At 71.4% G+C, this 26744-nt stretch carries 25 protein-coding genes; 9 read left to right on the top strand and 16 right to left on the bottom strand.

Going from position 1 to position 26744, the window contains the following annotated elements; translation table 11 throughout:
• Positions 1-313: 313 nt before the first annotated feature.
• The 11 genes from pstB to mshD form a co-directional block, all read right to left on the bottom strand.
• Positions 314-1090 (bottom strand): phosphate ABC transporter ATP-binding protein PstB, encoded by a 777-nt coding sequence (gene pstB, locus M5362_RS28090; protein WP_260230595.1) that lies wholly within the window; start codon positions 1088-1090, stop codon positions 314-316.
• A 29-nt stretch (positions 1091-1119) separates the two neighbouring features.
• On the bottom strand, positions 1120-2202 hold the full coding sequence (gene pstA / locus M5362_RS28085; RefSeq protein ID WP_260230594.1) for a phosphate ABC transporter permease PstA: 1083 nt from the start codon (positions 2200-2202) through the stop codon (positions 1120-1122).
• Positions 2199-3176, bottom strand: coding sequence for a phosphate ABC transporter permease subunit PstC (pstC, locus tag M5362_RS28080; RefSeq protein ID WP_260230593.1), 978 nt, complete (start codon positions 3174-3176; stop codon positions 2199-2201). The genes pstA and pstC overlap by 4 nt, the downstream gene beginning before the upstream one ends.
• Before the next feature lie 110 nt (positions 3177-3286).
• Positions 3287-4423 carry a phosphate ABC transporter substrate-binding protein PstS gene (gene pstS, locus M5362_RS28075; protein ID WP_260230592.1) on the bottom strand — a complete coding sequence of 379 codons (1137 nt, stop codon included), beginning with the start codon at positions 4421-4423 and terminating at the stop codon, positions 3287-3289.
• A 443-nt stretch (positions 4424-4866) separates the two neighbouring features.
• Complete coding sequence (locus M5362_RS28070; RefSeq protein WP_260230591.1) at positions 4867-5253, bottom strand: NUDIX hydrolase; 387 nt, start codon at positions 5251-5253, stop codon at positions 4867-4869.
• Complete coding sequence (locus M5362_RS28065) at positions 5250-6254, bottom strand: CHAD domain-containing protein (RefSeq protein WP_260230590.1); 1005 nt, start codon at positions 6252-6254, stop codon at positions 5250-5252. Before M5362_RS28065 ends, M5362_RS28070 begins: the two co-directional genes overlap by 4 nt.
• The gene (locus M5362_RS28060; protein WP_260230589.1) at positions 6241-8589 is read right to left on the bottom strand and encodes an RNA degradosome polyphosphate kinase; all 2349 of its coding nucleotides are present in this window, start codon (positions 8587-8589) and stop codon (positions 6241-6243) included. The genes M5362_RS28065 and M5362_RS28060 overlap by 14 nt, the downstream gene beginning before the upstream one ends.
• 267 nt (positions 8590-8856) lie before the next feature.
• Positions 8857-9798: an ABC transporter permease gene (locus tag M5362_RS28055; protein ID WP_260230588.1), complete on the bottom strand. Its 942-nt coding sequence runs from the start codon at positions 9796-9798 to the stop codon at positions 8857-8859.
• On the bottom strand, positions 9795-10640 hold the full coding sequence (locus M5362_RS28050; RefSeq protein ID WP_260230587.1) for an ABC transporter ATP-binding protein: 846 nt from the start codon (positions 10638-10640) through the stop codon (positions 9795-9797). Before M5362_RS28050 ends, M5362_RS28055 begins: the two co-directional genes overlap by 4 nt.
• Entirely contained in the window at positions 10637-11020 is a 384-nt protein-coding gene (locus M5362_RS28045; protein ID WP_260230586.1) for a GntR family transcriptional regulator, read from the bottom strand. Before M5362_RS28045 ends, M5362_RS28050 begins: the two co-directional genes overlap by 4 nt.
• A gap of 111 nt (positions 11021-11131) precedes the next feature.
• On the bottom strand, positions 11132-12058 hold the full coding sequence (gene mshD, locus M5362_RS28040) for a mycothiol synthase (RefSeq protein WP_260230585.1): 927 nt from the start codon (positions 12056-12058) through the stop codon (positions 11132-11134).
• Between the two features lie 134 nt (positions 12059-12192).
• Between mshD and M5362_RS28035 the strand changes: the two genes are divergently transcribed.
• Both M5362_RS28035 and M5362_RS28030 read left to right on the top strand, forming a co-directional pair.
• Positions 12193-14013 (top strand): bifunctional UDP-sugar hydrolase/5'-nucleotidase, encoded by a 1821-nt coding sequence (locus M5362_RS28035; protein ID WP_260230584.1) that lies wholly within the window; start codon positions 12193-12195, stop codon positions 14011-14013.
• A 116-nt stretch (positions 14014-14129) separates the two neighbouring features.
• Complete coding sequence (locus tag M5362_RS28030; protein ID WP_260230583.1) at positions 14130-14996, top strand: phosphatidylinositol-specific phospholipase C; 867 nt, start codon at positions 14130-14132, stop codon at positions 14994-14996.
• On the opposite strand, the gene M5362_RS28025 is transcribed toward M5362_RS28030, so the two are convergent.
• The 5 genes from M5362_RS28025 to M5362_RS28005 all read right to left on the bottom strand — a co-directional run bounded on the left by M5362_RS28025 (position 14961) and on the right by M5362_RS28005 (position 20203).
• Positions 14961-16373 (bottom strand): cell wall metabolism sensor histidine kinase WalK, encoded by a 1413-nt coding sequence (locus M5362_RS28025; RefSeq protein WP_260230582.1) that lies wholly within the window; start codon positions 16371-16373, stop codon positions 14961-14963. The two genes, M5362_RS28030 and M5362_RS28025, sit on opposite strands and share 36 nt — an antisense overlap.
• 8 nt (positions 16374-16381) lie before the next feature.
• Entirely contained in the window at positions 16382-17107 is a 726-nt protein-coding gene (locus M5362_RS28020; protein WP_260230581.1) for a response regulator transcription factor, read from the bottom strand.
• 20 nt (positions 17108-17127) lie between these two features.
• Positions 17128-18195 carry a S1C family serine protease gene (locus M5362_RS28015; RefSeq protein ID WP_260230580.1) on the bottom strand — a complete coding sequence of 356 codons (1068 nt, stop codon included), beginning with the start codon at positions 18193-18195 and terminating at the stop codon, positions 17128-17130.
• Between the two features lie 160 nt (positions 18196-18355).
• Entirely contained in the window at positions 18356-19381 is a 1026-nt protein-coding gene (locus tag M5362_RS28010) for a LacI family DNA-binding transcriptional regulator (RefSeq protein ID WP_260230579.1), read from the bottom strand.
• A gap of 24 nt (positions 19382-19405) precedes the next feature.
• Positions 19406-20203: a response regulator transcription factor gene (locus M5362_RS28005; RefSeq protein ID WP_260230578.1), complete on the bottom strand. Its 798-nt coding sequence runs from the start codon at positions 20201-20203 to the stop codon at positions 19406-19408.
• A 231-nt stretch (positions 20204-20434) separates the two neighbouring features.
• Between M5362_RS28005 and M5362_RS28000 the strand changes: the two genes are divergently transcribed.
• The 7 genes from M5362_RS28000 to M5362_RS27970 all read left to right on the top strand — a co-directional run bounded on the left by M5362_RS28000 (position 20435) and on the right by M5362_RS27970 (position 26513).
• Positions 20435-21238, top strand: a complete 804-nt coding sequence (locus tag M5362_RS28000; protein ID WP_260230577.1) for a S9 family peptidase — start codon at positions 20435-20437, stop codon at positions 21236-21238.
• Between the two features lie 45 nt (positions 21239-21283).
• Positions 21284-21538, top strand: a complete 255-nt coding sequence (locus tag M5362_RS27995) for a MoaD/ThiS family protein (protein WP_260230576.1) — start codon at positions 21284-21286, stop codon at positions 21536-21538.
• 10 nt (positions 21539-21548) lie between these two features.
• A complete protein-coding gene (locus M5362_RS27990; protein WP_260230575.1) occupies positions 21549-22727 on the top strand; it encodes a hypothetical protein in 1179 nt (392 codons plus the stop codon).
• 87 nt (positions 22728-22814) lie between these two features.
• Positions 22815-23504, top strand: a complete 690-nt coding sequence (locus M5362_RS27985; RefSeq protein WP_260230574.1) for a DUF2993 domain-containing protein — start codon at positions 22815-22817, stop codon at positions 23502-23504.
• A gap of 527 nt (positions 23505-24031) precedes the next feature.
• Complete coding sequence (locus M5362_RS27980; RefSeq protein WP_260230573.1) at positions 24032-24871, top strand: sulfurtransferase; 840 nt, start codon at positions 24032-24034, stop codon at positions 24869-24871.
• 34 nt (positions 24872-24905) lie between these two features.
• The gene (locus M5362_RS27975; RefSeq protein WP_260230572.1) at positions 24906-25193 is read left to right on the top strand and encodes a DUF1416 domain-containing protein; all 288 of its coding nucleotides are present in this window, start codon (positions 24906-24908) and stop codon (positions 25191-25193) included.
• A 177-nt stretch (positions 25194-25370) separates the two neighbouring features.
• Complete coding sequence (locus M5362_RS27970) at positions 25371-26513, top strand: hypothetical protein (RefSeq protein WP_260230571.1); 1143 nt, start codon at positions 25371-25373, stop codon at positions 26511-26513.
• Positions 26514-26744: the final 231 nt, after the last annotated feature.

Raw genomic sequence — 26744 nt, 5'->3', positions numbered from 1 at the left:
ACGATGCCGGCTGCGGCGATCGTGGCGGCGCTCAGTTTCTACGTGGTCCAGCTCTTCTTCGGCTGACGGCCGGCACGCGGGGTGCTGCTGAGGGTCCGGGGGTTATCCCCCGGGGGAATGCAGTATCACGATGCCGGCTGCGGCGATCGTGGCGGTGCTCAGTTTCTACGTGGTCCAGCTCTTCTTCGGCTGACCGCCGACGGCACATGGTCGGGCCCGGCTCCCCTGTGGGGGAGCCGGGCCCTTTCGTCTGCGGTGGCACCGCCATGCAGCACCGCAGGACGCCACGCGGCAGAGCCGCATGGTCTGGGGGCTATCCGAAGCGGCCGGAGATGTAGTCCTCGGTCGCCTGGACGCTCGGGTTGGAGAAGATGCGCTCGGTGTCGTCCAGCTCGATCAGCTTGCCGGGCTGGCCCACGGCCGCCAGGTTGAAGAACGCCGTACGGTCCGAGACGCGGGCGGCCTGCTGCATGTTGTGCGTCACGATGACGATCGTGAAGCGCTCCTTCAGCTCGCCGATCAGGTCCTCGATCGCCAGCGTCGAGATCGGGTCCAGGGCCGAGCAGGGCTCGTCCATCAGCAGGACGTCGGGCTCGACCGCGATCGCGCGGGCGATGCACAGACGCTGCTGCTGACCGCCGGAGAGGCCGGAGCCCGGCTTGTTCAGGCGGTCCTTGACCTCGTTCCAGAGGTTCGCGCCCTTGAGGGAGCGCTCGACGACCTCGTTGAGCTGGGACTTCTTGTACGAGCCGTTCAGCCGCAGGCCCGCCGCCACGTTGTCGAAGATCGACATGGTGGGGAACGGGTTCGGGCGCTGGAACACCATGCCGACCGTGCGGCGCACGGCGACCGGGTCGACCCCGGCGCCGTACAGGTCCTGGTCGTCCAGGAGGACCTTGCCCTCGACGCGGCCACCGGGGGTGACCTCGTGCATACGGTTCAGGGTGCGCAGGAACGTGGACTTGCCGCAGCCGGAGGGGCCGATGAAGGCCGTCACCGAGCGGGGCTCGACGGTCATGGAGATGTCGTCGATCGCCTTGTGGGCGCCGTAGTAGGCGGAGAGGCCGCTGACGTCGATTCGCTTGGCCATATCAATTCACTTCCAGGGGGTGGCCGCGGTCAGCGGCTGGACTTGGGGGCCTTCCAGCGGGCGATGCCGCGGGCCACCAGGTTGAGGATCATGACGAAGGCGATCAGGACGAGCGCGGCGGCCCAGGCACGGGACACGGCGGCGTCGGTGCCGACCGCGTACTGCTCGTACACGTAGAGCGGCAGCGAGGACTGGGCGCCTTCGAAGGGGTTCGGGTTGATCAGCTTCGTACCGAACACGAGGAGCAGGACGGGGGCCGTCTCACCGGTGATGCGGGCGACCGCGAGCATGACGCCCGTGGTGATGCCGCCGATCGCGGTGGGCAGGACCACCTTCAGGATCGTGCGCCACTTCGGGATGCCGAGCGCGAGGGAGGCCTCGCGCAGCTCGTTCGGGACGAGCTTGAGCATCTCCTCGGTGGAGCGGACCACGACCGGCATCATCAGGATCGCGAGGGCCATCGCGCCGGCGAATCCGGAGGGCCCGAAGCCCAGCATCAGATTCCAGGTGGCGAGGATGAAGAGGCCCGCGACGATCGACGGGATGCCCGTCATGACGTCGACGAAGAAGGTGACGGCCTGGGAGAGCTTCCCGCTGCCGTACTCGACCAGGTAGATCGCGGTCAGCAGGCCGATCGGCGCTGCGATGAGGGTCGCGATGAGGACCTGCTCGATCGTGCCCAGCAGCGCGTGGTAGACACCGCCGCCGGCCTCGGCGTCGAGGATGCCGTTCATCGAGTGGGTGAGGAAGTACGGGTCGAGTACTTCCATGCCCTTGCTGATCGTCACCCAGGCGAGGGAGAGCAGCGGGATGACGGCCAGGATGAAGCAGACCCAGACGAGGCTGGTCGCGACCCGGTCCTTGGCCTGGCGGCTGCCCTCGACCTTGGAGGTGATCGCGTACGTCGCGAGGACGAAGAACAGTGCGGCGATCAGGCCCCACTGGATGCGGCTGTGCCAGCCGGCCGCGAGACCGAGGCCGACAGCGGCGGCGATCGACCCTATGGCGGTGGCGAGCGGGGTCCAGCGGGGGAGCCTGGCGTGCTGGAGCGGGTCGTGCTTGACGATGCCCTTCCGCACGGGCGGCCGATCCTGTATGGCGTGGTGGCTCATGCGTTGGCCCCCGAGTACTCCTTGCGGCGGGCGATGATCCACCGGGCCGCGCCGTTGACCAGCAGGGTGATGACGAAGAGGACGAGACCGGAGGCGATCAGCGCGTCACGGCCGAACTCGTTGGCCTCGTTGAACTTCGCGGCGATGTTCTGGGCGAAGGTGCCGCCGCCCGGGTCGAGCAGGTGGCCCGAGATGAGGAAGCTCGGGGAGAGGACGACGGCCACGGCCATCGTCTCGCCGAGCGCGCGGCCGAGGCCCAGCATCGAGGCGGAGATGATGCCCGAACGCCCGAAGGGGAGGACCGACATCCGGATGACCTCCCAGCGCGTGGCGCCGAGGGCGAGGGCGGCCTCTTCGTGCATCTTCGGGACCTGGAGGAAGACCTCGCGGGTCACGTTGGTGATGATCGGGAGGATCATGATCGCCAGCAGGATGCCCACGGTGAAGAGGGAGCGGGCGACGCCGTCGCTGGACTTGTCGAAGATGTACGTCCAGCCCAGGTACTGGTCGAGCCAGAGGTTCAGGCCGGCCAGGTACGGGACCAGGAAGATCGCGCCCCACAGGCCGTAGATGATGCTGGGGACGGCGGCGAGCAGGTCGACCACGTACGCGAGCGGCTTGGCCAGCTTGCGCGGGGCGTAGTGCGAGATGAACAGCGCGATGCCGATCGCGACCGGCACGGCGATGGCCATCGCGATGACCGAGGACACGACCGTGCCGAAGGCGAGGACCGCGATGCCGAACACCGGCGGGTCGCCCGCGGGGTTCCACTCGAAGGTGGTGAAGAAGTTCGTGGAGTCCTTGGAGACCGCGAGGACCGCGCGGTAGGTGAGGAAGCCGGCGATGGCGGCCATGATCACCAGGAGGGTGATGCCGGATCCCCGGGACAGTCCGAGGAAGACCCGGTCTCCCGGGCGGCTCGCGCCCTTGGCGCGCCGGCTCTTTCGTATGGGTGGTGTGGTTGTCGTAACCATCGGTCTCTCCGGTCTGCGGAGCCGTACCCGCGTACGGTTCCTGGCGGCGGTGCACCGGATGCCGGGGCCGGTCCGTCGCCGTGGAGCGACGGACCGGGCCCGGCCGGGGATCAGGACAGGGTCGGGACGATCTCGCGGACCTTGGTCGCGATGTCGGCCGGGAGCGGGGCGTAACCGGCGTCGGAGAGGACCTTCTGGCCCTCCTCGCTGACGGTGTAGTTGAGGAACGCCTTCAGGGTCGGCAGGGTCTCCGCCTTGTTGCCCTTGTCGCAGGCGATCTCGTAGGTGACGAGGATCAGCGGGTAGGCGCCCTCGGCCTTGGTGGCGTAGTCGAGGGAGAGGGCCATGTCGGAGCCGGTGCCCTTGACCTTCGCGGCGGCGATGGCCTTGGAGGCGTTCTCCGGGGTGGCCTCGACCGGGGCGGAGGCGCCGGTGTTCAGCTTGACGGTGGAGATCTTGCTGGCGGTCGCGTAGGAGAGCTCGAAGTAGCCGATGGAGCCCTCGGCGTCCTTGACCGCGGTGGCGACACCGGAGGAGCCGTTGGCGGCCTGGCCGCCCGGGGCGGGCCACGACTTCGTCTTCGGGTCGTGCTTCCAGTCGGCCGGGGCGGCCTCGGAGAGGTACTTGCCCAGGTTCTGGGTGGTGCCCGACTCGTCGGAGCGGTGGAACGCCTGGATGTTGGTGTCCGGCAGCTTGACGCCCGGGTTCAGCTTGGCGATCGCCGGGTCGTTCCACTTCTTGATCTCGGTGTTGAAGATCTTGGCGATCGTGGAGGCGTCCAGGACCAGGTTGTCCACGCCGTCCAGCTTGTAACCGATGGCGACGGGGCCACCGACCATCGGCAGGTTGATGCCCTTGCCGGTCTTGCAGATCTTCGCCGACTCGGCGACCTCTTCCTCCTTGAGCGCGGAGTCGGAGCCCGCGAAGGCGACCTGGCCCTGGTTGAACTTGGTGATACCGCCGCCGGAGCCGATGGCCTGGTAGTTGACCTCGACGCCGGAGCACGCGGCCTGGAAGTTCTTGACCCAGAGGTCCATGGCGTTCTTCTGCGCGGAGGAGCCCGCGGCGAGGAGCTGGCCCTTGGCGCCGTCGCACTTGATGTTCGACGCGGCGGCCGAGGTCTTCTCGCCGTTCGCCGGCGTACCGCTGTTGTTGTCCGAGCCACACGCCGAGAGGACGAGGGCGCCCGAGACGACGAGGGCACCGATCGCGGAGGCGCGAAGCCCGTTCATGCGCGAAAGCTTCACTTTCGGGTGTTCCTTCCAGAAGCCGCCAGCCGCGGACCGGGTGTCCTGAACGTTGTACGGCGGTGTGTGTCGGGGTGGTGGGTGCAGCGCTGCGCCTCTGCACCTTGTACGGCCGAAATTAGGCAGAACAGGTGAAGCCGTCGACGGGGGAGGGTGAACGGAAAGTGAACCGTGCCGGAAGGCGCGGTGCGGGGGCCTCGGGTGGGCGGGGGAGGGGCGTCTCCTACCCAGGGTGCACCCGCGGCGGCGTGCGGGGGGAACGGGGCGGGTGCGGGGCGTGGCGGGGAAGGGACGCGGCCGGGGGCCGGGTGCCGGCGCGAGCTTTCAGCCGGGGCCGGGGCTGGGGTCGGCGCTGGGCTTCAGCGAGGCTGGGGTCGGCGCCGGGCTCCGCGAGGCCGGGGTCGGCGCCGGGCTTCCGCGAGGCCGGGGTCGGCGCGCGGCTTTCAGTCGAGGGCCGCGTCCAGGAGTTCACGGTCGCGTGGCTGGGTCAGGCGGAGGCGGGCGGCCTCCGGGGGGAGCCAGACCATCCGGTCGACCTCCGTCGAGGGGACGAACGCGCCGTCCAGGGCGCGGGCCGACCAGTACGTGACCACCTTCGGGCGGCCGTTCGCCAGATAGCGGGCCGTGGGGAGGCGCGGGCCCAGGGCGCAGGCGTGGCCCGTCTCCTCCCGTACCTCCCGCAGCGCGGCCTCCTCGGCCGACTCGCCGCGCTTCAGCTTGCCCTTCGGGTGCGACCAGTCGTCGTACTTGGGGCGGTGGACCAGCGCGATCTCGATGCCCCTGCCCGTGGGTGCGGGGCGCCACAGGACGCACCCCGCCGCGCGGATCACGGGACGGACGCCGTGGCGTGCTGCCAGGCGCGCTGGAAGGCGAAGCGGGAGGCTTCGACCTCGTGGCGCTGGTCCGCGTGGAGGACGCCCAGCGCGTACGCGGTGGCCGGGGCGATACGGGGCGTGCGGGCGGCAGCCGCGGCGGCGGCGGCCGCCTCGGAGGCGTCGCGGTGGCGGTCCAGGGCCCTGCCGGCCTCGCCGAGCACCGGGTCGGGGGCGGCGTCACCGGTCAGGACCTCGCCGGCGTACCGGTGCAGCCGCAGCAGCAGCCGCGTCTGGTGCCAGGGCGCGTCCTGGGTCTCGCCGGCCGCCAGGGCGAGGGCGTCGGCGTTGTACGGGTGGGCCGCGCGGGCCAGCGGCAGACCGGAGACGGCGTCCAGCAGGCGACGCTCGACGACGGCGGCCGGCGCGTCGAGCACCTCCAGGGCGTCGGCCGCCCCCGCCGGTCCCAGCGGCACCTCGGAGGCGAGGAGCGCGACCGAGTCCGCGACCGCGTGGAAGCGGGAGGAGCCCAGCGCCTGGAGCGCAGCCGAGTGGGCGCGGGTGCGGGCCAGGGTGAGCTGGCGTTCGAGCAGGGCGCCGGCCCGGGCGGCGCCGACCGTCAGGCCGGTGTTCTCGGCGCCGCGCGCGGCGGGCACGGGCCCGGCGGGGCCGTGCCCGCTGTTCGACAGGCGGGACAGCGCGTCCACCAGCCGGACGAGCCGGGCGGTGCAGGCGTGCTCCAGGGCGAGCGTCCCGGACAGCCAGGCCAGCTCCGTGCGCAGCTGGTCGGCCCAGGGGGCGTCGAGGAGCGGGCGGAAGGTGTGCAGCGTCCCGCCGATGCGGCGGGCCGCGGCCCGAAGGGACCGGGCGGCCTCCTCGGCGCCGCCCGTGTCCGCGCCGCTCTCCGTGTGCAGGCGCAGGGCGCGCAGGAAGTCTCCGGCCCGCGCCTGGAGGTAGGGGGAGAGGACCTCTCCCGCCGTGACGCCCGCGGTGGCGGAAAGGTGGTCAGGGTTGTGCACGCCGGCGCCTCCGCGCGTCGATGAGCATCTCCTGCACGTGCCGCAGCGGCTGGCCGTCGGGGTCGGTCGCGTGCCGCGTCCAGTTCCCGTCCGGGCCGAGGTGCCAGGAGGAGGTGGTGTCGGACATCCCGGTCTCCAGGAGCCGGCTCAGGGCCGCCCGGTGGGCCGGGTCGGAGACCCGGACCAGGGCCTCGATGCGCCGGTCGAGGTTGCGGTGCATCATGTCGGCGCTGCCCAGCCAGACCTCCGGTTCGCCGCCGTTGCCGAAGGCGAAGACCCGGGAGTGCTCCAGGAAGCGGCCGAGGATCGAGCGGACCCGGATGTTCTCGGAGAGGCCGGCGACGCCCGGGCGGATCGCGCAGATGCCGCGGACCCAGATGTCGACCGGGACGCCCGCCTGGGAGGCCCGGTAGCAGGCGTCGATGATGGCCTCGTCGACCATCGAGTTGACCTTGATCCGGACGTAGGCGGGCCGGCCCGCGCGGTGGTGGGTGATCTCCTGGTGGATCCGGGAGACCAGCCCGTCCCGCAGGGACTTCGGGGCGGTGAGCAGCCGGCGGTACGTCTCGCGGCGGGAGTAGCCGGAGAGCCGGTTGAACAGGTCGGAGAGGTCGGCGCCGACCTGCGGGTCGGCGGTGAGCAGGCCGAGGTCCTCGTAGAGCCGGGCCGTCTTGGGGTGGTAGTTGCCGGTGCCGACGTGCGAGTACCGGCGCAGCAGCTCACCCTCCTGCCGGACGACGAGCGACAGCTTGCAGTGCGTCTTCAGGCCGACGAGCCCGTAGACGACGTGGCAGCCGGCCTCCTCCAGCTTGCGCGCCCACTTGATGTTGGCCTGCTCGTCGAAGCGGGCCTTGATCTCGACGAGGACCAGGACCTGCTTGCCGCTCTCGGCGGCGTCGATCAGGGCGTCGACTATCGGCGACTTGCCGGAGGTCCGGTACAGCGTCTGCTTGATCGCGAGGACGTCCGGGTCGGCGGCGGCCTGCTCCAGGAAGGCCTGGACGGAGGTGGAGAAGGAGTCGTACGGGTGGTGCAGCAGGACGTCCCGCTCGCGCAGCGCCATGAAGATGTCGGGCGCGGAGGCCGACTCGACCTCGGCGAGGTCCCGGTGGGTGCCGGCGACGAACTTGGGGTACTTCAGCTCGGGCCGGTCAAGCGAGGCGATGCCGAAGAGGCCGGTGAGGTCGAGCGGGCCGGGCAGCGGGTAGACCTCGGCGTCGGAGACCTTCAGCTCGCGCACCAGCAGGTCGAGGACGTACGGGTCGATGGACTCCTCGACCTCCAGGCGGACCGGCGGGCCGAAGCGGCGGCGCAGCAGCTCCTTCTCCAGGGCCTGGAGCAGGTTCTCGGTGTCGTCCTCCTCGACCTCCAGGTCCTCGTTCCGGGTCACCCGGAACATGTGGTGGGCCAGCACCTCCATACCGGGGAAGAGCTCTTCCAGGTGCGCGGCGATGACGTCCTCCAGCGGGACGTACCGCTCCGGGGAGGCCTCGAGGAAGCGCGAGAGCAGCGGGGGCACCTTGACCCGGGCGAAGTGGCGGTGGCCGCTGACCGGGTTGCGTACGACCACGGCCAGGTTCAGGGAGAGGCCGGAGATGTACGGGAAGGGGTGCGCGGGGTCCACCGCCAGCGGGGTGAGGACCGGGAAGATCTGCTGCCGGAACAGGGTGAAGAGGCGCGCCTGCTCCTTCTCGGTGAGCTCGGGCCAGCGGATGAGGTGGATGCCCTCGTCGGCGAGGGCCGGGGCGACGTCCTGCTGGTAGCAGGCGGCGTGCCGGGCCATGAGCTCGCGCGAGCGGGTCCAGATCAGCTCAAGGACCTCGCGGGGCTGCAGGCCGGAGGCGGAGCGGGTGGCGACGCCGGTGGCGATCCGGCGCTTGAGGCCGGCCACGCGCACCATGAAGAACTCGTCGAGGTTGGACGCGAAGATCGCGAGGAAGTTAGCCCGTTCGAGGAGGGGGGTGTTCGGGTCCTCGGCCAGTTCGAGGACGCGTTCGTTGAACGCGAGCCAGCTGCGCTCGCGGTCGAGGAAGCGGCCCTGGGGGAGCTCCCCGCCCGCGCTGTCGTCCTCGTAGGTGTCGAGGTCGGCGTCCAGGTCGGGGTCGAGGTCCCGGCCCCGGTCGGGGTTGACCGTGTGGGGGCGGTGTGCGGCTATCGAACCGACGGTGGGCTGCGCGTTCTGCGTGGTCGCCTCCCCGTCCCGGGCGCTCTTCGCGGACGGCTTCGCGGGCGTCTTGGAGGGCGTCTTCGAGGGCGTCTTCTCCGACGTCCTGGCGTTCTTCGCGGGCGACGTGGCGGAGGGCTGGACCGGGACCTCGGCGGGCTGCTGGCTCATGGCCCCATTCTTCCGCGCGAAGGGGTGGTCGGGCGCGTCGGAGCGGGCCGTGGGCGCGGGAAGTCTCCCTTTGGGGAGCGCGTTGGGGGTCGCGGGCACGACGGGCTTCATTGCGCGAGCCTCGCAAGCGCGTCTGAATGGCCGGTAACGACGACATGTCGTGCGGGAATCGGGGGCGGGGCCCCTGAAGGGCCCCGCCGGCCGAATTCCGACGCCTTGTTCCGTACGGTACGGGGTTCTGGGCGGTCCTGGGTGTGCCTGGGCGGGCTACCGGTGCCGGGCGCGCAGGACGCGGAAGGCGGCGAAGAGGGCGAGGGCGGCGAGGGCGAGGACGATGCCGGTCTCGATGAGCTGGGTGGGCCAGAAATGGGACTCGGGGTGGTAGTCGACGTACTGGGCGGCGATGTCCAGGTCGGCCGGGCAGTCGTACAGGCTCCGGGTGCGCTCGAAGCAGATCCACTCCGGGAGGCGTTCGCCCCTGCCGTTGATCATGCCGGTATCCATCATCAGACCATCCCTGGGCACGAACAGGTGGGGTTCGAGCGGCCCGGTCACGGTCCGTACCGGCAGGAAGTCCCACCGCAGCGCGCCGAGCGCGGCCAGGACCAGGCCGGTGACCAGGCCGGTCGCGGCCATGGCGACGACCGTGCGCCGGACCAGCTGCCCGAGGAGCGCGCCCACCGCGACGGCGAGCAGCACGTACGCGACGAGGACGGTTCCGGTCGCCTCGTACGGGCCGCGGTCCGACCAGTTCAGCTGCCAGGTGCCCGAGACGCGGCCCCAGCCGATCCGGTAGATCGCCAGGAGGGCGAGGGTGGCCGCGAGGGCGGCGCCGGCCGCGGTGAGGACCTTCGCGCGGAACCACTGCACGGGGGTGAAGGACTGGGTGAGCGCGAGCCGGTACGTGCCGCTCTCCAGCTCGCGGGCGATCAGCGGGCCCGCGACGAAGGCCCCGACGACGAGGGGCAGGAGGACCATGCCGATACCGGCGTACTCCATGGCCAGGCGCAGGATGCCGAATCCGCGGTTGTCGTTCGAGGCGATCGTGTGGCCGTTCTCCACGAACGTGTCCGCGCTCGCGGCGTCCCACAGCCGCAGCCCCGCGAGGACGGCGAGGGACAGGGCCGTGGCGGCCGCGGCCGCCCACACCGCTCTCCGGTGCTGGCGGGCCGTCAGCCAGTACGGGCCCTTCAGGGCGAGGCGGCTCATGCGGAGGCTCCTTCGGGGGTCTTCGCGGTGCGGAGGTGGGCGAGGACGAGGTCCTCGAGGGACGGGGGGCTCGTCTGCCAGGGGCCTTCGACGCGGCCCTCGCGGCGGACCAGGGCCGTGAGTTGACGGCCCGTCGTGCGGGACTCGACGACCGTGTGCGGGGCGAGGTCGGCGACCGGGCCGCGCAGGAGCACGTGCGCGGCGAGGAGGTCGTCGATGGCGCCGTCGAGGCGGACCCGGCCGTCGTCGACGAGGAGCAGGTGGTCGCAGGCGCCCTCCAGCTCGCCGAGGATGTGCGAGGACATGACGACCGTCGTGCCGCGTTCGGCGGCGTCGGCCATGAGGACGCCCATGAGCCGGTGGCGGGCGAGCGGGTCGAGGTCGGCCATCGGCTCGTCGAGGAGCAGCAGTTCGGGCCGCTTGCCGAGGGCCAGGGCGAGGGCGACGCGGGTGCGCTGGCCGCCGGAGAGGGTGCGGATCCGGGCGCCGGGGTCGAGGTCGGCGGCGATCCGTTCGGCGACGGCCCCGTCCCAGCGGCCGGGGTTGAGCTCGCGGCCCATGCGCAGCGTCTCGGCGACGGTGAGCTGCGGGTAGAGCGGCTTGTCCTGGGCCACGTACGCGAGGTGTTCGCGCGCCGGGGCCCGGACCGTGCCCTCGGTGGGCCGGAGGAGGCCGGCCGCGAGGGCGAGGAGGGTGGACTTGCCGGCGCCGTTGGGGCCGACGAGCGCGCAGACGCGGCCGGCCGGGAGGGCGAGGGTGCACTCCCTCAGGGCCCAGCCGGGCCCCCGTCGTCCGTACCGTTTGCCGAGGCCCTCGGTGCTCAGGGCCGTTCCACCGGTCATGCGTCCCCCTCGAAGATTTCCATCAGTACGGAAGTGAAGAGCGCGGCCACGTCCTCGCGCTCCAGGCCGTCCTCCCGCGCACGGCGCGCCCAGTCGGTGAGTTCGCCCCGCAGGGGCGAGTCCGCCGGTCCGGTCCCCAGCGTCGCGCGCACGAAGGTGCCGAGGCCGCGCCGGGCCTCGACGAGCCCTTCGCGTTCGAGTTCGCGGTAGGCCTTGAGGACCGTGTTCGGGTTGATGGCCGTCGCCTCGACGACCTCGCGCGCGGTCGGCAGCCGGTCGCCGGGCTCCAGAACGCCCATGCGCAGGGCCTGTCGGGTCTGCTGGACGATCTGGAGGTAGGTGGCGACGCCGCTGCGCCGGTCGATGCGGTACTCGAGCACGTTCCCCTTCACCACCCTTTCACTAATCAAGTAGTGAAAGGGTGGTGCAAAGCAGGGGGCGGTGTCAACCGCCCCCTGCTCAGCGCGTGTTCAGGACTCCGTGCGTGCGGCTCAGGACTCCGTGCGGTACATCAGGTCCACCTCGTGCGTGACGAAGCCCAGCCGCTCGTACACCGTCACCGCCGCCGTGTTGTCCGCGTCGACGTAGAGCATCGCCGTCGGCAGGCCCTGCGCCGCCAGGTGCCGGAGCCCGATCGCCGTGAGCGACCTGCCGAGACCGCCGCCCTGCGCGTCCGGCAGGATCCCGATCACGTACACCTCGCCGAGCTGGTCCTCCGCGTGCGTCTTCGTCCAGTGGAAGCCGATCAGCCGCCCGTCCTTCTCCGCGAGGAAGAAGCCCTTGGGGTCGAACCACGGCTCGGCCGCGCGGTCGTCGAGGTCCCGCTGGGTGAGCGAGCCCTGCTCGGGGTGGTGGGCGAAGGCCGCCGCGTTGACCGCGAGCCAGGCCGCGTCGTCCTGGCCGGGCACGAAGGTGCGGACCGTGACGCCGTCGGGCAGCACCGGCTCCGGGATGTCGAGCGGCACCAAGGGGCGGCGCAGCTGGCGCAGTTCGCGGAAGAGGGTCAGACCGAGCACCTGGGCCAGGTGCCGGGCCGCCGACTTCCCGCCGTGCGCCCAGACCCGCAGCCGCTTGCCCGAGGCCGCGAGCAGCGCGGTCCCGAGCGCCCGACCGTGCCCGCGGCCGCGGTGGGAGGGGTGGACGACGAGCTCGGCGGCCGGGGCCTCCACGGGGTCGGTGTCCTCCAGCTGGGCGTAGCCGTAGAGGTGCGGGCCGACGGTCAGCAGGAAGTGCCGTACGCCCTCGCGGCGGCCGTGCCGCAGATACAGCCGGCCCTGCTCGGACACGGCGTGGACGCCGTCGGCGCGGTCGGCCGCCTCCAGCAGGTCGAGGACGTCGGTCACCTGCTCGGGGGAGAGCTCGTCGAGTGTCTGGATCTGCCGGCCGGGTTCGATGGCCGGTGCCGCGTCAGGAGTCATGGCTCCGAGCCTACGGAATCAACCTAGTTGTAACCCGGTACCCCCTGTTGCGCTACGCGCGTTGACTCTAGGCTGCGCTGGCACGTCAGCAGTCGAGTGGCGCCGCACTACGGGGCGCGGGGACAAGGGGAGCGATGGCAGCGACACCGAAGAAGAAGAGGACAGCGGGGCGGATACTCGCCGTCGGCGCGGGGCTCGCCACCGTCGGCGCGCTGGTCGCCGCGCTGCCCGCGGGCGCCTCGGGTACGAAGGACAGGGGCGACGCCCGCGGCTACGGCTACGGCCAGGGGCGTTACGTCGATGTGCAGCTCCTCTCCTTCAACGACCTGCACGGGAACCTGGAGCCGCCCACGGGCTCGGCCGGCCGGGTCACCCACACCAACGAGGACGGCACGACCAGGACGATCGACGCCGGTGGCGTCGAGTACCTGGCCACGCACCTGCGCGAGGCGCGCAAGGGCAACCCGTACTCCGTCACCGCCGCCGCCGGCGACATGGTCGGCGCCTCCCCGCTGGTCTCCGGGCTCTTCCACGACGAGCCGACCATCGAGGCGCTGAACCGCCTGAAGCTCGACGTGAGCTCCGTCGGCAACCACGAGTTCGACGAGGGCGCCCGCGAGCTCGCCCGTATGCAGAACGGTGGCTGTCACCCGACCGCCGGCTGTTTCGAGGAGGGCAAGCGGTTCAAGGGGGCGCGCTTCCCCTACCTCGCGGCCAACGTGACGAAGGAGAAGACGGGGAAGCCGATCCTCGACCCGTACTTCATCTGGGAGCGCAACGGCGTCAAGGTCGGCTTCATCGGCGTCACGCTGGAGGGCACCGCCGACATCGTCTCCGCCGAGGGCATCAAGGGCCTGAAGTTCGGCGACGAGATCGAGACGATCAACAAGTACACCAAGGTCCTGGAGCGCAAGGGCGTCAAGTCCATCGTCGCCCTGCTGCACGAGGGTGGTGCGCCGGCCTCGGGCTCGTACAACTACAACTGCGACAGCCCGGGCCCCGGCGACGGCATCTCGGGCCCGATCGTCGACATCGCGAAGAAGGTCAGCCCGCAGGTCGACGCGCTGGTCACCGGCCACACCCACCAGGCGTACGCGTGCACCATCCCGGACCCGTCCGGCAAGCCGCGCACGGTCACCTCGGCGGCCTCCTTCGGCAAGCTGTACACGGACACGACGCTCACCTACGACCGTCGCTCGAAGGACATCGTCCGCACCGCCGTCTCCTCCGCGAACCACGTCGTCACCCGTGACGTGGCCAAGGCCGAGGACATGACGCGGCTGATCGACCGCTGGAAGACGCTGGCCGCGCCGATCGCGAGCCGCCCCGTCGGCTACATCGCCGGCGACGTCGACAACCCGGCCGACGCGGCCGAGAAGCCGCTCGGCAACCTGATCGCCGACGCCCAGCTGGAGGGCATGGCCCCGGCCGACAAGGGCGGCGCGCAGCTGGCGCTGATGAACCCGGGCGGTGTCCGCGCGCCCCTGGTCCACAAGGCGTCCGGCGCCGAGGGCGACGGGGTCGTGACGTACGGCGAGGCGTACACGGTCCAGCCGTTCACCAACATGATGACGGCGGTCGACCTGACCGGCGCGCAGCTGATCACCACGCTCCAGCAGCAGGTCAGCGGCCCGAACCAGGCCGCACCGAAGATCCTCCAGGTCTCGAAGGGCTTCACGTACACCCTGGACATGACGAAGGCCGGCGCCGACCGGATCGTGGTGTCCTCGGTGAAGCTGAACGGCGAGGCGATCGACCCGTCGAAGACCTACCGGGTCGCGATGAACGAGTTCCTGGCCGGTGGCGGTGACGGCTTCGCCGTCCTGAAGGAGCACAAGAACAAGCTGGTCGGCGCGTCCGACCTGGACATGTTCACGGCCTACCTGGCGGCGCACTCCACCGCGAGCGCCCCGCTGGCCCCGCCGGCGACGGGCCGGATCACGGTCGTCAAGTAACTCCGCACGCAACTCCGCGACGCCCAGGGGGCGGCGGACCGTTCCGACGGTCCGCCGCCCCTTTCGTGTCCGCCGGACCCTGGCGCGTGTTGACGCGTACGCGTCATACTCCGCGCATGGACCGACGAAGCCTTCTCGCGGGAGCCGCGGCAGCCGGCGCCACCGTCCTCATCGGATCCGCGCCCGCCCGGGCGCGCGTCCGCGGAGCCCTCGGGCCCCAGGACTGGATGGCCGGCCACGGCGACCCCACCCCGCTCCAGAAGCTCACCATCCCCGGCACCCACGACTCCGGCGCCCGCTTCGGCGGCCCCTGGTCCGAGTGCCAGAACACCACCGTCGCGCAGCAGCTCGCCTCCGGAATCCGGTTCCTCGACATCCGCTGCCGGGTCACCGGCGGCTCCTTCGCCATCCACCACGGCGCCTCGTACCAGAACATGATGTTCGGCGACGTCCTCGTCGCCTGCCGCGACTTCCTCGCCGCCCACCCCTCCGAGACCGTCCTGATGCGGGTCAAGCAGGAGTACTCGTCGGACTCCGACGCCACCTTCCGGGCCGTCTTCGACGACTACCTCGACAACCGGGGCTGGCGCCCCCTCTTCCGCATCGGCGACACGCTCCCCGCCCTGGGTGAGGCCCGCGGCAAGGTCGTCCTCATCGCCGACAACGGCGGCCTGCCCGGCCTCAAGTGGTGGGACGGCGGGGCCATCGCGCTCCAGGACGACTGGAACGCCCTGCCGAACGCCAAGTACCCCCAGATCGAGGCCCATTTCCGCCGGGCCGTCGAGCAGCCGGGCAAGCTCTACATCAACTTCGTCAGCACGTCCGCGTCCCTGCCGCCGCGCTGGAACTCCGACAACCTCAACCCCCGCGTCCACGGCTTCCTGGACGGCACGGCACGCGCCTGGAAGGGCCTGGGCATCGTCGCCCTGGACTTCCCGAACACCCGCTCAGGCCTGGTCGACTCCCTCCTCCGCCACAACTGACGGCGGGGGCGTCGGCGCGCCCGGCAGACGCAGCACCGCGGACGTGCCGCCGCCCTCCGCCGCCGTCAGGGCCACCGTGCCGCCCGCCTGGTGGACCGTACGGGCCACGATCGACAGGCCCAGGCCCGAACCGGGCAGGCTGCGCGCCGACGGCGAGCGCCAGAAACGGTCGAAGACATGGGGGAGCTCCTCCGGCGGGATGCCCGGGCCGTGGTCGCGGACCGTCACCTCGCCCCGCATCAGGGCCACCTCCACCGTGCCCCGCGGCGGCGAGAACTTCACCGCGTTGTCCAGGATGTTCACCAGGGCGCGCTCGAGCGCCGCCGGTTCCGCCCGGACGTACCAGGGCGCCAGGTCCGCGACGAAGGTCAGCTCGGGACCGCGCAGCCGCGCCCGGTCCAGCGCCGACCGCAGGATCGTGTGAAGCGGTACGACCTCCAGCGGGCCCGGCTGCACCGCGTCCGGGCGGGCCAGCTCCTGGAGGTCGCCGATGAGCGCCGCCAGCTCCGTCATCTGCGCCTTCACCGACGCCATCAGGGCCCGCCGGTCCTCGGGCGGCAGGGCGCGGCCCGTCTCCTCGCTGCGGGCCAGCAGCTCGATGTTGGTACGCAACGAGGTCAACGGCGTCCGCAGCTCATGGCCCGCGTCCGCGATCAGCTGCGACTGCCGGTCCCGCGAGACCGCGAGCGCGGCCGTCATCGCGTTGAAGGAGCGCGAGAGCCGCGCGATCTCGTCCTCGCCCTCGACCGGGATCCGCACCGTCAGATCCTCCGTCGCGGCCACGTGCTCCACCGCACCCGTCAGCCGGTTCACCGGTTCGAGCCCGGTCCTCGCCACCCACAGACCCGCCGCCCCCGCGCCGACGACACCGATCCCGGAGACCAGCAGCAGCACCCAGCCCAGCGTCCCCATCGAGTTGTCGATCTCGGACAGCGGCCGCGCCACCGACACCCCGAGCCCCACCGGGCCCTGCCGCACCGGATACGTGTAGACCCGCATCTCGGTGCCGTCGTCGGCCTTCGTCGTGTGCAGCGCGTACTCCAACTGCCCGCGCGCCACCGCCAGGTCGGTCTCCTCCGCCGCCACCGGCGACCTCCCGGACGTGCAGACCGTCCCGTCGGTCAGGATGATCTGGACCGTGTACGAGCCGGCGGCCGCGACCGGCGCCTCGCTCCGGTCCCGGCACGTCGCCAGCAGCGCCTGCACCGACCCGGCGTCCAGCCGGCTGCTGCGCAGCGAGGAGTCCAGCTCCGCCTCCAGCTGCGCCCGCGTCACGAACCAGCACGCCAGCGACACCGCCGCGACCGCCACCGCGACCGCCGTCGCCGTGAGCAGCGCGAGCCTCGACCGCAGCGGCCGCGACCGGAACCACTCCACCGGACCCCTCACTCAGGACCTCCGCCGCGCAGCACGTACCCCACGCCCCGCACCGTGTGCACCAGGCGCGGCTCGCCGCCCGCCTCCGTCTTCCGCCGCAGATACATCACGTACACGTCGAGCGAGTTCGAGCTCGGCTCGAAGTCGAAGCCCCACACCGCCTTCAGGATCTGCTCACGCGTCAGCACCTGGCGCGGATGCGCCAGGAACATCTCCAGCAGGGTGAACTCCGTCCGCGTGAGCTCCACCGCCCGCCCGGACCGCGTCACCTCGCGGGTCGCCAGGTCCATCCGCAGATCACCGAAGCTCAGCACATCGCCCTCGGGCGCCGCCTCGGCCGCGCTCGCGTACGAGCTGCGCCGCAACAGCGCCCGGATCCGGGCGAAGAGCTCGTCCAGCTCGAAGGGCTTCACCAGGTAGTCGTCGGCGCCCGCGTCCAGCCCGGTCACCCGGTCGCCGACCGTGTCCCGCGCCGTCAGCATCAGGATCGGCACGGTCGAGCCGGACGCCCGGATCCGGCGCGCCGCCGTCAGCCCGTCCATCCGGGGCATCTGCACGTCGAGCACGACGAGATCGGGGGCGTACGACTCCATCCGGGCGAGCGCGTCGACCCCGTCGACCGCCTCCTCCGTCCCGTACCCCTCGAAGGCGAGACTCCGCCGCAGCGCCTCCCGTACGGCGGGCTCGTCGTCGACGATGAGGATGCGGTCGCCTTCATTCACCGGGCCAGTCATGGTGCCAGCCTCGCACGCGTTCAGTTCGCTCCGCCGTCCCGGAGGTCGTCGAGATCGGCCTTGAGCGTGTTCACCGGGATGGCGAATCCGAGGCCGACACTTCCGGCCGAAGAACCGTTCGAAGAACTCGGCGAGTACATGGCCGAATTGATTCCGATGATCTCGCCGTTCATATTGATCAGCGCGCCGCCGGAATTCCCCGGGTTCAGCGAGGCGTCCGTCTGGAGCGCCTTGTACGTCGTCTTCGACGAACCGGTGTCCCCGTTGAACTCCTGCCCGCCGAACTCGAAGGGCCAGCCCTGTCGCGGGTCGTACTGCTGCTGTTGCCGCTGGTCCTGGCCGTCGTCCTTGGCCACCGTCACATCACGGTCGAGCGCGGAGACGATGCCGCTGGTGACGGTGCCCGTCAGGCCCTCGGGGGAGCCGATCGCCACGACCTCGTCGCCGACCTTCACGTCGTCGGAGTTCCCGAGCGTGGCCGCCTTCAGCCCGGACGCGCCCTCCAGCTTGATCAGCGCCAGGTCCTTGCCCGGGTCGGTCCCGACGACCTTCGCCTCGTACGTCTTCCCGTTCGACAGCTGCACGCTGATCGCGGAGGCGCCGGAGATCACGTGGTTGTTGGTGACGATCTCACCGTCGCTCGTGATGATCACGCCGGAGCCGGTGGACTTGCCGGAGGCGGAGCTCGCGGAGATCTCCACGATCGACGGCGAGACGGCCTCGGCCACCCCGGCGACCGTGCCCTTGCTGCTCGCGGAGACGTTCGTCCCGCTGACGCCGGACGCGGTCGGGGCGCTGTCCGCGGTCAGCTGCTGCACCAGGGTGGCGGTGCCGCCACCGATCGCGGCCGCGGCGATCGCCACGGCGGCGAGGAGCCCGACGCCCCGCTTGGCGCGCCGGCGCGGGAGGGGGGCCTCCGCGGCGGGCGCGGGCGGCGGCGGGGGAGTGAAGGCCGGAGGCACGTGGCCCCCCGAGGGCCAGATCGTCGTACCCGGCTCCGTCGTGACGGGCTCCGTCGGGTCGTACGGCGGCCTCGGAGGCTGCGGCGGGTAGTACGGCTGCTGCGGCTGCTGCTGGTGGTCCGTCATGGGAAAGACTCTCGGAGCCGTTCATGAGAGCTCTCTGAGGAGGGCCTGAGAAGCCCGACAGAAGCCTGTATGCCCGAAATAAAGGCGCCGGGGACCTGCCGGCCGGGGCCCGAGGCCTCGAAGTCCCGGTGCCCTGGAGTCCCGAGGCCCCGGGGGAGCGTCAGCCGTCGCAGCCGCAGGAGCGGCGGATCACCAGTGCCGACGGGAACTGCTTCACCCGCTCGCGCTTCGAGCCCACGACCCGCAGCGAGTCGTCCAGGACGAGATCCACCGCGGCCCGGGCCATCGCCGGGCGGTCCGAGGAGACCGTCGTCAGCGGCGGATCCGTCAGCGCCGCTTCCTTCACGTCGTCGAAGCCCGCCACCGCCAGCTCCGTCGGCACGTCGATCCGCAGCTCGCGCGCGGCCCGCAGCACACCGAAGGCCTGGTCGTCCGTGGAGCAGAAGATCGCCGGCGGCCGGTCCGGGCCGGAGAGGATCTTCAGCGCGATCTGGTACGCGTCGTAGCGGTTGTACGGAGCCTCGAAGAGCCGGCCCTCGATCGAGCGGCCGGCCTCCAGCATCGCCCGCCGCCAGCCCTCCTCGTGGTCGGCGACCGGGTCGCCGACCGCCGGGGTGTTCGGAACGCCGCCGAGACAGGCCACGTACGGGTGCCCGTGCTCCAGCAGGTGCCGGGTGGCGAGCTGGGCGCCGCCGATGTCGTCCGTGACGACCGCGACGTCGTCCAGCGCCTCCGGCCGCTCGTGCAGCAGCACCACACGCGCGTCCCAGGCCTCGATCTCGCTCGCGGCCCGCTCGCTCATGCCCTGGCTGACCAGGATCAGCCCGGAGACCCGCATGCCGAGGAACGCGCGGAGGTAGTGGACCTCGCGCTCGTCGCGGTAGTCCGAATTGCCGACGAGGACCATCTTTCCGCGCTCGGCGGCGGCCTGCTCGACCGCGTGCGCCATCTCCGCGAAGAACGGCTGGCGCGCGTCCGGGACGATCATGCCTATGAGGTCCGTGCGGCGCGACGCCATCGCCTGCGCCACCCGGTCGGGCCGGTAGCCCAGCTCCTTGATGGCGGCGAGTACACGCTCGCGCGTGGCCGGGGCAACCGGCCGGGGTCCGTTGTTGATGACGTAACTCACGACCGCGGTCGAAGTACCCGCCAGTCGCGCTACGTCATCCCGCGTCACCTTGGCCACGCGCGGCAGTCTACGCGGGGTGACCTACCTACCGGCAGGTCGCGCTGTGGCTTCCGCCACGTTCCCGTCCTCCGCGGGGGTGACATCGCGCGCGGCGTCCTTGACCCGGGCCTTCTCCTGCGCCCGCGCCTCCTCGGCGGCCCGCTCGACCTTCTCCGGGGTGACGAAGCGGTAGCCGACGTTACGGACGGTGCCGATCAGCGACTCGTGCTCGGGGCCGAGCTTGGCCCGCAGCCGCCGCACGTGGACGTCGACCGTACGGGTGCCGCCGAAGTAGTCGTACCCCCAGACCTCCTGGAGGAGTTGGGCGCGGGTGAAGACCCGGCCCGGGTGCTGCGCGAGGTACTTCAGGAGCTCGAACTCCTTGAAGGTCAGGTCCAGGACCCGGCCCTTGAGCTTCGCGCTGTACGTCGCCTCGTCCACCGACAGATCGCCGTTGCGGATCTCCATCGGGGAGTCGTCGGCCACGATCTGCTGCCGCCCCATCGCCAGCCGCAGCCGGGCCTCGACCTCGGCCGGGCCCGCGGTGTCGAGCAGCACGTCGTCGATCCCCCAGTCGGCGGTGACGGCCGCGAGACCGCCCTCCGTCACGACGAGGATCAACGGGCAGCCGGGCCCGGTCGAACGCAGCAGCTGACAGAGGCTGCGCACCTGCGGAAGGTCACGGCGGCCGTCGACGAGGATGACGTCCGCGCCGGGGGTGTCCACCAGCGCGGGTCCCTCGGCCGGGGCCACCCGCACGTTGTGCAGCAGCAGGCCGAGCGCGGGAAGCACCTCGGTCGACGGCTGGAGCGCGTTGGTCAGGAGCAGCAGTGAACTCATCGCACCCCACCCACCCGCGTGGTCGACTGTGTCGTCGGTCGGTCGTGCTCGGTTCGCTCGTCCATGACGTCGGTTCCTCCTCGGTCCCTGCGAGGACTGCTGCGGCACTTGCTCACTGCTGGCTCTCGCGCCCTGAGAGCTTTTGTTCATCCGGCCGTAACAACGGTCCGGAAACACAAAAGGACCCGGGGGCTGCGTTGCCCGGATCCTCTGGCAAGCAGAATAGCTCACATGAGTTCCGAGGCAGAGGGCCGATTTCACATCGTGGATGTTTCCTCGATCACGTCCCGACCCCAGCGTGCCACTTTGCTCACCGCCGACGGTGTCCGTATCGAGGCTGTTTACGAACCCTGTACACAAGGTGTCACCGAAACGGCCGTCGTCCTCGCCCACGGCTTCACGGGGTCGGCCGACCGGCCCGCCGTCCGCCGCGCCGCACGGACACTCTCCGCGTACGCCGCCGTCGTCACGTTCTCCTTCCGCGGACACGGCCGTTCGGGTGGTCGCTCCACCGTCGGGGACCGGGAGGTGCTCGACCTCGCGGCGGCGGTGCGCTGGGCCCGGAAGCTCGGCCACGCGCGCGTGGCGACCGTCGGCTTCTCGATGGGCGGCTCGGTCGTCCTGCGCCACGCGGCCATGGAACGGGACACCGGCGGGCACACGGACGCGGTCGTGGCCGTCAGCGCCCCCGCCCGCTGGTACTACCGGGGCACGCCCTCGATGCGCCGCGTCCACTGGGTGATCACCCGGCCGTTCGGCCGCCTGGTCGGCCGCTACGGGCTCCGGACACGGATCGACAACCGTGACTGGGACCCCGTACCGCTGTCGCCCGTGGAGGCCGTCCCGATGATCGCGCCGACCCCGCTGCTGATCGTGCACGGCGACCGCGACCCGTACTTCCCCGTCGACCACCCGCGGATGCTGGCCGCCGCCGGCGGGTGCGAACTGTGGCTGGAGCACGGCATGGGCCACGCCGAGAACGCGGCCGACGAGGGGCTGCTGCGCCGTGTGGGGGACTGGCTGACCCGCCGATAGCCCATCATGGACACCGGCGCGCACACGAACGAAGGGAGCGCCGCTATGGCAGCGGGAACCATCCGCTACTGGGCCGCGGCCAAGGCCGCCGCCGGTGTCGCCGAGGAGCCGTACACCGCCGAGAACCTGGCCGACGCACTGGAGGCCGCCCGCGCGAAGCACCCGGGCGAGCTGGTCCGTGTACTCCAGCGGTGTTCGTTCCTCATCGACGGTGACCCCGTCGGGACCCGCGCGCATGAGACCGTACGCCTTGCCGAGGGCGGCACGGTCGAGGTGCTCCCGCCGTTCGCAGGAGGGTGAACCGCACAGCATGAGCAGTGACCAGCAGCAGCCGCCGTACGACCCGTACCGGGGAAGTCGGCAGCAGTACGGCCCGGAGCAGTACGGCCAGGAGCAGCACGGCCCGGAGCAGTACGGACAGCAGCACCACGGACAGCAGTCGTACGGCCAGGAGCAGCAGTACGGCCAGGAGCAGTACGACCGGCAGCAGCAGTACGGGCACCAGGAGCCTCACGACCCCCACGTGACACAGACGTGGGAGGGCCAGACCTGGGACACGCAGTACCAGCCGGTCGTCCAGCCCCTCGCCGCCGACTCCGCGTACCTGCCTCCGCAGCCCGCCACCGCCCACCCGCTGCCGAACGAGAACCCGGCCGGCCCCGTGGCCCCGGGCGCCCCCGTGGCTCCGGGGGCGTCCGAGTACTCCGCCCCCACCACCTCCGGCCACACTCGCCTCACCGACGCCCAGCGCGCCCGTGCGGAGGGCCGCTCGCCGATCATCCAGCCGGGGATCCAGCCGGCCGCCCTCACCGCGGTCCTCGGCGTCCTGCTCGCCGGTGGCGCAGCTCTCGGCCCGTACGGACTGCTCGTCCCGCTCGTCCTGCTCCAGGCCGTCACCGCCGCCGGCTGGTTCCGGCTCAACGGCATGTGGCCGGCCCGGCAGGGCATCGCCCTCGCCTTCGCGGGCGGCCTCGCCGCCGACGTCGCGCTGCTCGCCGCCGGCCGGGAGTACGCCCCCGCCGCGATCCTCGGCACCCTCGGCGTCTGGGTGCTCCTCACCCTCGTCCTCCAGCTGCGCAGCCACGCCGACCCCGACGAGCGCATGTACGGCCTGATGGCCACCGTCGCCTCGGCCGCGCTGACGATCCTCGCCACCGGACACCTCGGCGCCGCGCCCGACGCCGTCGTCGTCGGCGGCCTCGCGGTGGCCGCCGCCACCGTGGCCCGCGCCCTCCCGCTCCCCGGCCCGGCCTCTGTCGTCGTGGCCCTGCTCGCCGCCGCGGGTGCGGGGATCGCCGCCGGCGGCTTCACCGACCTGGGGACCTCCGGGGCCCTGCTCGGCCTCGCCGCCGGGGTCTGCGCCCTGATCGGGCTGCGGGTCGCCTCCTACGACTACCCCTCGCGGTTCGTCCACATGACCGCGGGCGTCGCGCTCCCGCTGACCGCCGCCGCGCCCGCCGTCTACCTGCTGGGGCGCGCGCTCGCCTGACCCCCACGGGAACCATCCGGCCCCGCGACACGTCGATCTTCGTGTCGGGGGCCGGACGCATTTTTGGTTGTTGGGGGGCTGCAGGTCATGCGAGCACTGCGCGTATTGCTGATCGTCGCTGTCGTGCTCGGCGGGATCTTCGTGGGCGTCGACCGGCTCGCGGTCTCCTACGCCGAGTCCGAGGCCGCCGACCGGGTGCGCCTCGGCCCCGCGCGGGCCGGCTCGACGGACGTCGACATCAAGGGCTTCCCGTTCCTGACCCAGGCCATGGACAAGCGGTTCGACGAGGTCGACGTCGTGCTCACCGGCGTCGAGGCCACGGCCGGCAGCCGGAAGATCCGGATCAGCGAGATGACCGCCGCGCTCCACGACGTGACGGTCCAGGGCGACTACACGAGCGCCCGCGCCCGCACCGTGACCGGCACCGCACTGATCTCGTACGAGGACCTGACGGCGGCCGCCGAGCGTGACGTGAAGATCGCCTACGGCGGCGACGGCAAGGTGAAGGTCACCGGCGGTGTCGAGATCCTGGGCCGTACGGTCACGCGCAGCGTCGTCTCCTCGGTGACCCTGGTCGACGGGAACACGATCCGGGTGCGCGCCGACGAGGTGCCGGGCGAGGGCATCCCGGGCATCGAGTCCCTGATCCGGAAGCGGACCGACTTCGACCGCGAGATCGGCGGGCTGCCCGAGGGCATGAAGCTGGAGAAGGTCGAGGCGCGCGAGGACGGCGTGGCCATCGCCGTGACGGGCTCGGACGTGGTCCTGGCGGGCTGACCCGCGCAGCGCCGGCAGGGCCCGCGGCCCGTGCCGGCGACGGGCCCGCGACCGTCCGCGGCCCGTACCGACGACGGGCCCCCGGCGCGTCCGCGGCCCGTGCCACGACTGCCTCGCGACCTCGTGGCCACATGGTGAGACGGCACTGTCCGACTCGTAGAAACCGCACCCCGCCGACCGGCCCACGAGCCGGGCGGGGCCCCGTTTCCGCGTGATCACGTCCCACATCTCGGACGATCGCGTCTCAAAATACGACACACCGGTGACACGGCAGCCTGTCCGTCCCTACGATCGTGGGCATGAAGCGACAGGCGGATCTCACGAAGCGGCGGGCAGTAGACCTGTGCCGCATCGCCGCCATGCTCTGTCGCTCCGTCTGAGCGGGACGTCCGAATCCCGTATTCCTCAGGCCCGTCGACCTCCGGTCGGGGCCACCCGTGTAGCCCGTACGCAGCACTCACGCGTACCCGCACCACTCTGCGCGACACCGCACCACACCGCCGAACACTGCCCCGGAGGAGAACAGCATGAGCCGCAGCGACGTCCTGGTAGACGCCGACTGGGTCGAGGCGAACCTCGACAACCCGCAGGTGGCCGTCGTCGAGGTCGACGAGGACACCTCCGCGTACGAGAAGAACCACATCCGCAACGCGATCCGGATCGACTGGACCCAGGACCTGCAGGACCCGGTCCGCCGCGACTTCATCGACCAGGAGGGCTTCGAGAAGCTCCTCTCGGCCAAGGGCATCGCGAACGACACCACGGTCGTCCTCTACGGCGGCAACAACAACTGGTTCGCCTCCTACGCCTACTGGTACTTCAAGCTCTACGGCCACCAGGACGTGAAGCTCCTCGACGGCGGCCGCAAGAAGTGGGAGCTCGACTCCCGCGACCTCGTCGCCGAGGTGCCGGCCCGCCCGGCCACCGAGTACAAGGCCAAGGCCCAGGACACCTCCATCCGTGCCTTCCGCGACGACGTCGTGGCCGCGATCGGCGCCCAGAACCTGGTCGACGTGCGTTCGCCCGACGAGTTCTCCGGCAAGCTCCTCGCCCCGGCCCACCTCCCGCAGGAGCAGTCGCAGCGCCCCGGCCACGTGCCGAGCGCCCGCAACATCCCGTGGTCCAAGAACGCCAACGACGACGGCACCTTCAAGTCGGACGACGAGCTCAAGGCCCTCTACGAGGACGAGCAGGTCGACCTGGCGAAGGACACCATCGCCTACTGCCGCATCGGTGAGCGCTCCGCGCTGACCTGGTTCGTGCTGCACGAGCTGCTCGGCGTCGAGAACGTCAAGAACTACGACGGCTCGTGGACCGAGTACGGCTCCCTCGTCGGCGTGCCGATCGAGCTCGGCGCCAACAAGTAAGACCACCCGGACGTACGGACCTAAGGACAGAAATATGTGTGGAGCGCAGCCCGGCGGCCCCGACGCCTCGACGATCAAGCCCGGTGAGACCACGATCCAGGGCTTCGTGACCAAGGACGGCGAGCCCGTCACCGGTTACGTCCGCCTTCTGGACTCGACCGGCGAGTTCACGGCCGAGGTCCCCACCTCCGCCACCGGCCAGTTCCGCTTCTACGCGGCCGAGGGCACCTGGACCGTCCGCGCCCTGATCCCGGGCGGCACCGCCGACCGCCAGGTCGTGGCCCAGAAGGGCGGCCTCGCGGAGGTCGCCATCGCGGTCTGACACCGACCGCACCGCTGAACCGGCCGCAGGGCCGTGCCTCCTGGGGGGTTGGACGCCCAATGCTCGAGGTACGGCCCTTCGGTCTGTCTTCCTTCGTACGGGGATTCGGCCGAGTGTGTGACCTTCGCTCGCCCGGCTCGTTGTCATGTTCGACGGGCTGGTGATCGGAGGTGGGGCATGGTCGAGCGTTCGCCTTCGGGGCTGCGCGTGTTGGCTCCCCCTCGGCTTGCCTCCCCGAAGGGCGCGATCAGCGTGAAGACGCGGCTGCGTCTCTCGGGCCGGGATGAACTGATCCTCCGTGAGCTGGCGGAGTATCTGTCCCGGCTCGCCGTGCGTGATCTGGCCGAGCGGGTGGCTCTGGGTACCCGGCACACCGCCGCCGACTTCGCGCGGCGGAAGCGTGAGTTGACGGCGCTCAGCTCCTCGCGCTGGGCCGGCACGATCACGCGGGGGTCGAACGACCAGTGGCAGCTGGCCCGGAGGGCTCAGGCGGATCATCTGAGGAGTCTTCGCGCCGAGATCGCCGCGATCGAGGCCCGGCTGTCCGTCGCCGTCGGTGAGCGTCACCCGGCCTCCCGTATCAAGGGCTATCCCAGCCGGGCGGTGCGCGCGGCGAAGCAGCGTCGCCTCCAGCGACTTCGGGCACGTGCCGTCCAGGTCTCTGTAGCCACCGCTCAGGGGCGGGTCCATGTGGTGCGCGGCGGTCGTGACCTTCTCCGTCAACGGCTGCACCTGGATCGGTCGCAGTGCTTGCTGGGCGACTGGCGTGATCGGTGGTGGGAGGCGCGGAACCGGATCGAGGCCGACGGTGAGGCGGGCAAGACATACGGGAATCAGTCCCTGAGGGTCGGTCCCGACGGCGTCGTGGTGATCAAGCTTCCCGCGGCGCTTGCGGAGCGCCACCGCGAGCACTGCGATCGTTTCGGCCGCTACATGTTGGATGCCCGATGCGTGTTCGCGTATCGCGATGCCGAGTGGCGCTCTCACATCTCGGCCCACCGTGCTGGATACACGGTTCGGTTCGACGGCGGCCGGTGCTATGTGACGGCGTCATTCACGCCTGTCGCCCCGTGCCTGCCCGAGGGAGCGGACGACGCTGCCGTGATGGCTGCGGCACTGGCCGGCGGGGTGCTGGGTGTCGATCACAATGCCGATCATCTGGCGGTGTGGCGTCTCGACGTCCATGGCAATCCGGTGGGCCGGCCTGACCGGGTGGATGTCGACTACAGCGGTTCGGCGTCCCATAGGGATGCGCAGGTTCGGCACGCGTGCAGTGCCGTGATCCGAGCGGCCCAGGGGGCGGTGCGACCGCCCTGGTGATCGAGGACCTTGCCTTTGAGGTGGGACGGGAGCAGTGCGGCTGGGCGGGGCGGTCCGGCCGGCGGTTCCGTGAGTTGGTGGCGGGGATGCCGGTGGGGCGATTCATGTCACGCCTGGTCGCGATGGCCCGCCGTGCGGGGCTGGCGGTGGTCGTGGTGGACCCGGCGTACTCGAGCCGTTGGGGTGCGCAGCACTGGATGCGGAGTACGAATACCGCACGTGAGAAGACGT

The sequence above is a fragment of the Streptomyces sp. Je 1-79 genome, assembly GCF_025195125.1.
Taxonomy (GTDB): Bacteria; Actinomycetota; Actinomycetes; order Streptomycetales; family Streptomycetaceae; genus Streptomyces.
Note: the sequence above shows the minus strand (reverse complement) of the source record. Positions and strands in the feature narration are given on the sequence as shown.

Coding starts and splice junctions, on each gene's coding strand:
- pstB (WP_260230595.1), bottom strand. CDS start 1,090: ATGGCCAAGCGAATCGACGTCAGCGGCCTCTCCGCCTACTACGGCGCC.
- pstA (WP_260230594.1), bottom strand. CDS start 2,202: ATGAGCCACCACGCCATACAGGATCGGCCGCCCGTGCGGAAGGGCATC.
- pstC (WP_260230593.1), bottom strand. CDS start 3,176: ATGGTTACGACAACCACACCACCCATACGAAAGAGCCGGCGCGCCAAG.
- M5362_RS28060 (WP_260230589.1), bottom strand. CDS start 8,589: ATGAGCCAGCAGCCCGCCGAGGTCCCGGTCCAGCCCTCCGCCACGTCG.
- M5362_RS28055 (WP_260230588.1), bottom strand. CDS start 9,798: ATGAGCCGCCTCGCCCTGAAGGGCCCGTACTGGCTGACGGCCCGCCAG.
- M5362_RS28050 (WP_260230587.1), bottom strand. CDS start 10,640: ATGACCGGTGGAACGGCCCTGAGCACCGAGGGCCTCGGCAAACGGTAC.
- mshD (WP_260230585.1), bottom strand. CDS start 12,058: ATGACTCCTGACGCGGCACCGGCCATCGAACCCGGCCGGCAGATCCAG.
- M5362_RS28035 (WP_260230584.1), top strand. CDS start 12,193: ATGGCAGCGACACCGAAGAAGAAGAGGACAGCGGGGCGGATACTCGCC.
- M5362_RS28030 (WP_260230583.1), top strand. CDS start 14,130: ATGGACCGACGAAGCCTTCTCGCGGGAGCCGCGGCAGCCGGCGCCACC.
- M5362_RS28020 (WP_260230581.1), bottom strand. CDS start 17,107: ATGACTGGCCCGGTGAATGAAGGCGACCGCATCCTCATCGTCGACGAC.
- M5362_RS28015 (WP_260230580.1), bottom strand. CDS start 18,195: ATGACGGACCACCAGCAGCAGCCGCAGCAGCCGTACTACCCGCCGCAG.
- M5362_RS28005 (WP_260230578.1), bottom strand. CDS start 20,203: ATGAGTTCACTGCTGCTCCTGACCAACGCGCTCCAGCCGTCGACCGAG.
- M5362_RS28000 (WP_260230577.1), top strand. CDS start 20,435: ATGAGTTCCGAGGCAGAGGGCCGATTTCACATCGTGGATGTTTCCTCG.
- M5362_RS27995 (WP_260230576.1), top strand. CDS start 21,284: ATGGCAGCGGGAACCATCCGCTACTGGGCCGCGGCCAAGGCCGCCGCC.
- M5362_RS27990 (WP_260230575.1), top strand. CDS start 21,549: ATGAGCAGTGACCAGCAGCAGCCGCCGTACGACCCGTACCGGGGAAGT.
- M5362_RS27985 (WP_260230574.1), top strand. CDS start 22,815: ATGCGAGCACTGCGCGTATTGCTGATCGTCGCTGTCGTGCTCGGCGGG.
- M5362_RS27980 (WP_260230573.1), top strand. CDS start 24,032: ATGAGCCGCAGCGACGTCCTGGTAGACGCCGACTGGGTCGAGGCGAAC.
- M5362_RS27975 (WP_260230572.1), top strand. CDS start 24,906: ATGTGTGGAGCGCAGCCCGGCGGCCCCGACGCCTCGACGATCAAGCCC.
- M5362_RS27970 (WP_260230571.1), top strand. CDS start 25,371: ATGGTCGAGCGTTCGCCTTCGGGGCTGCGCGTGTTGGCTCCCCCTCGG.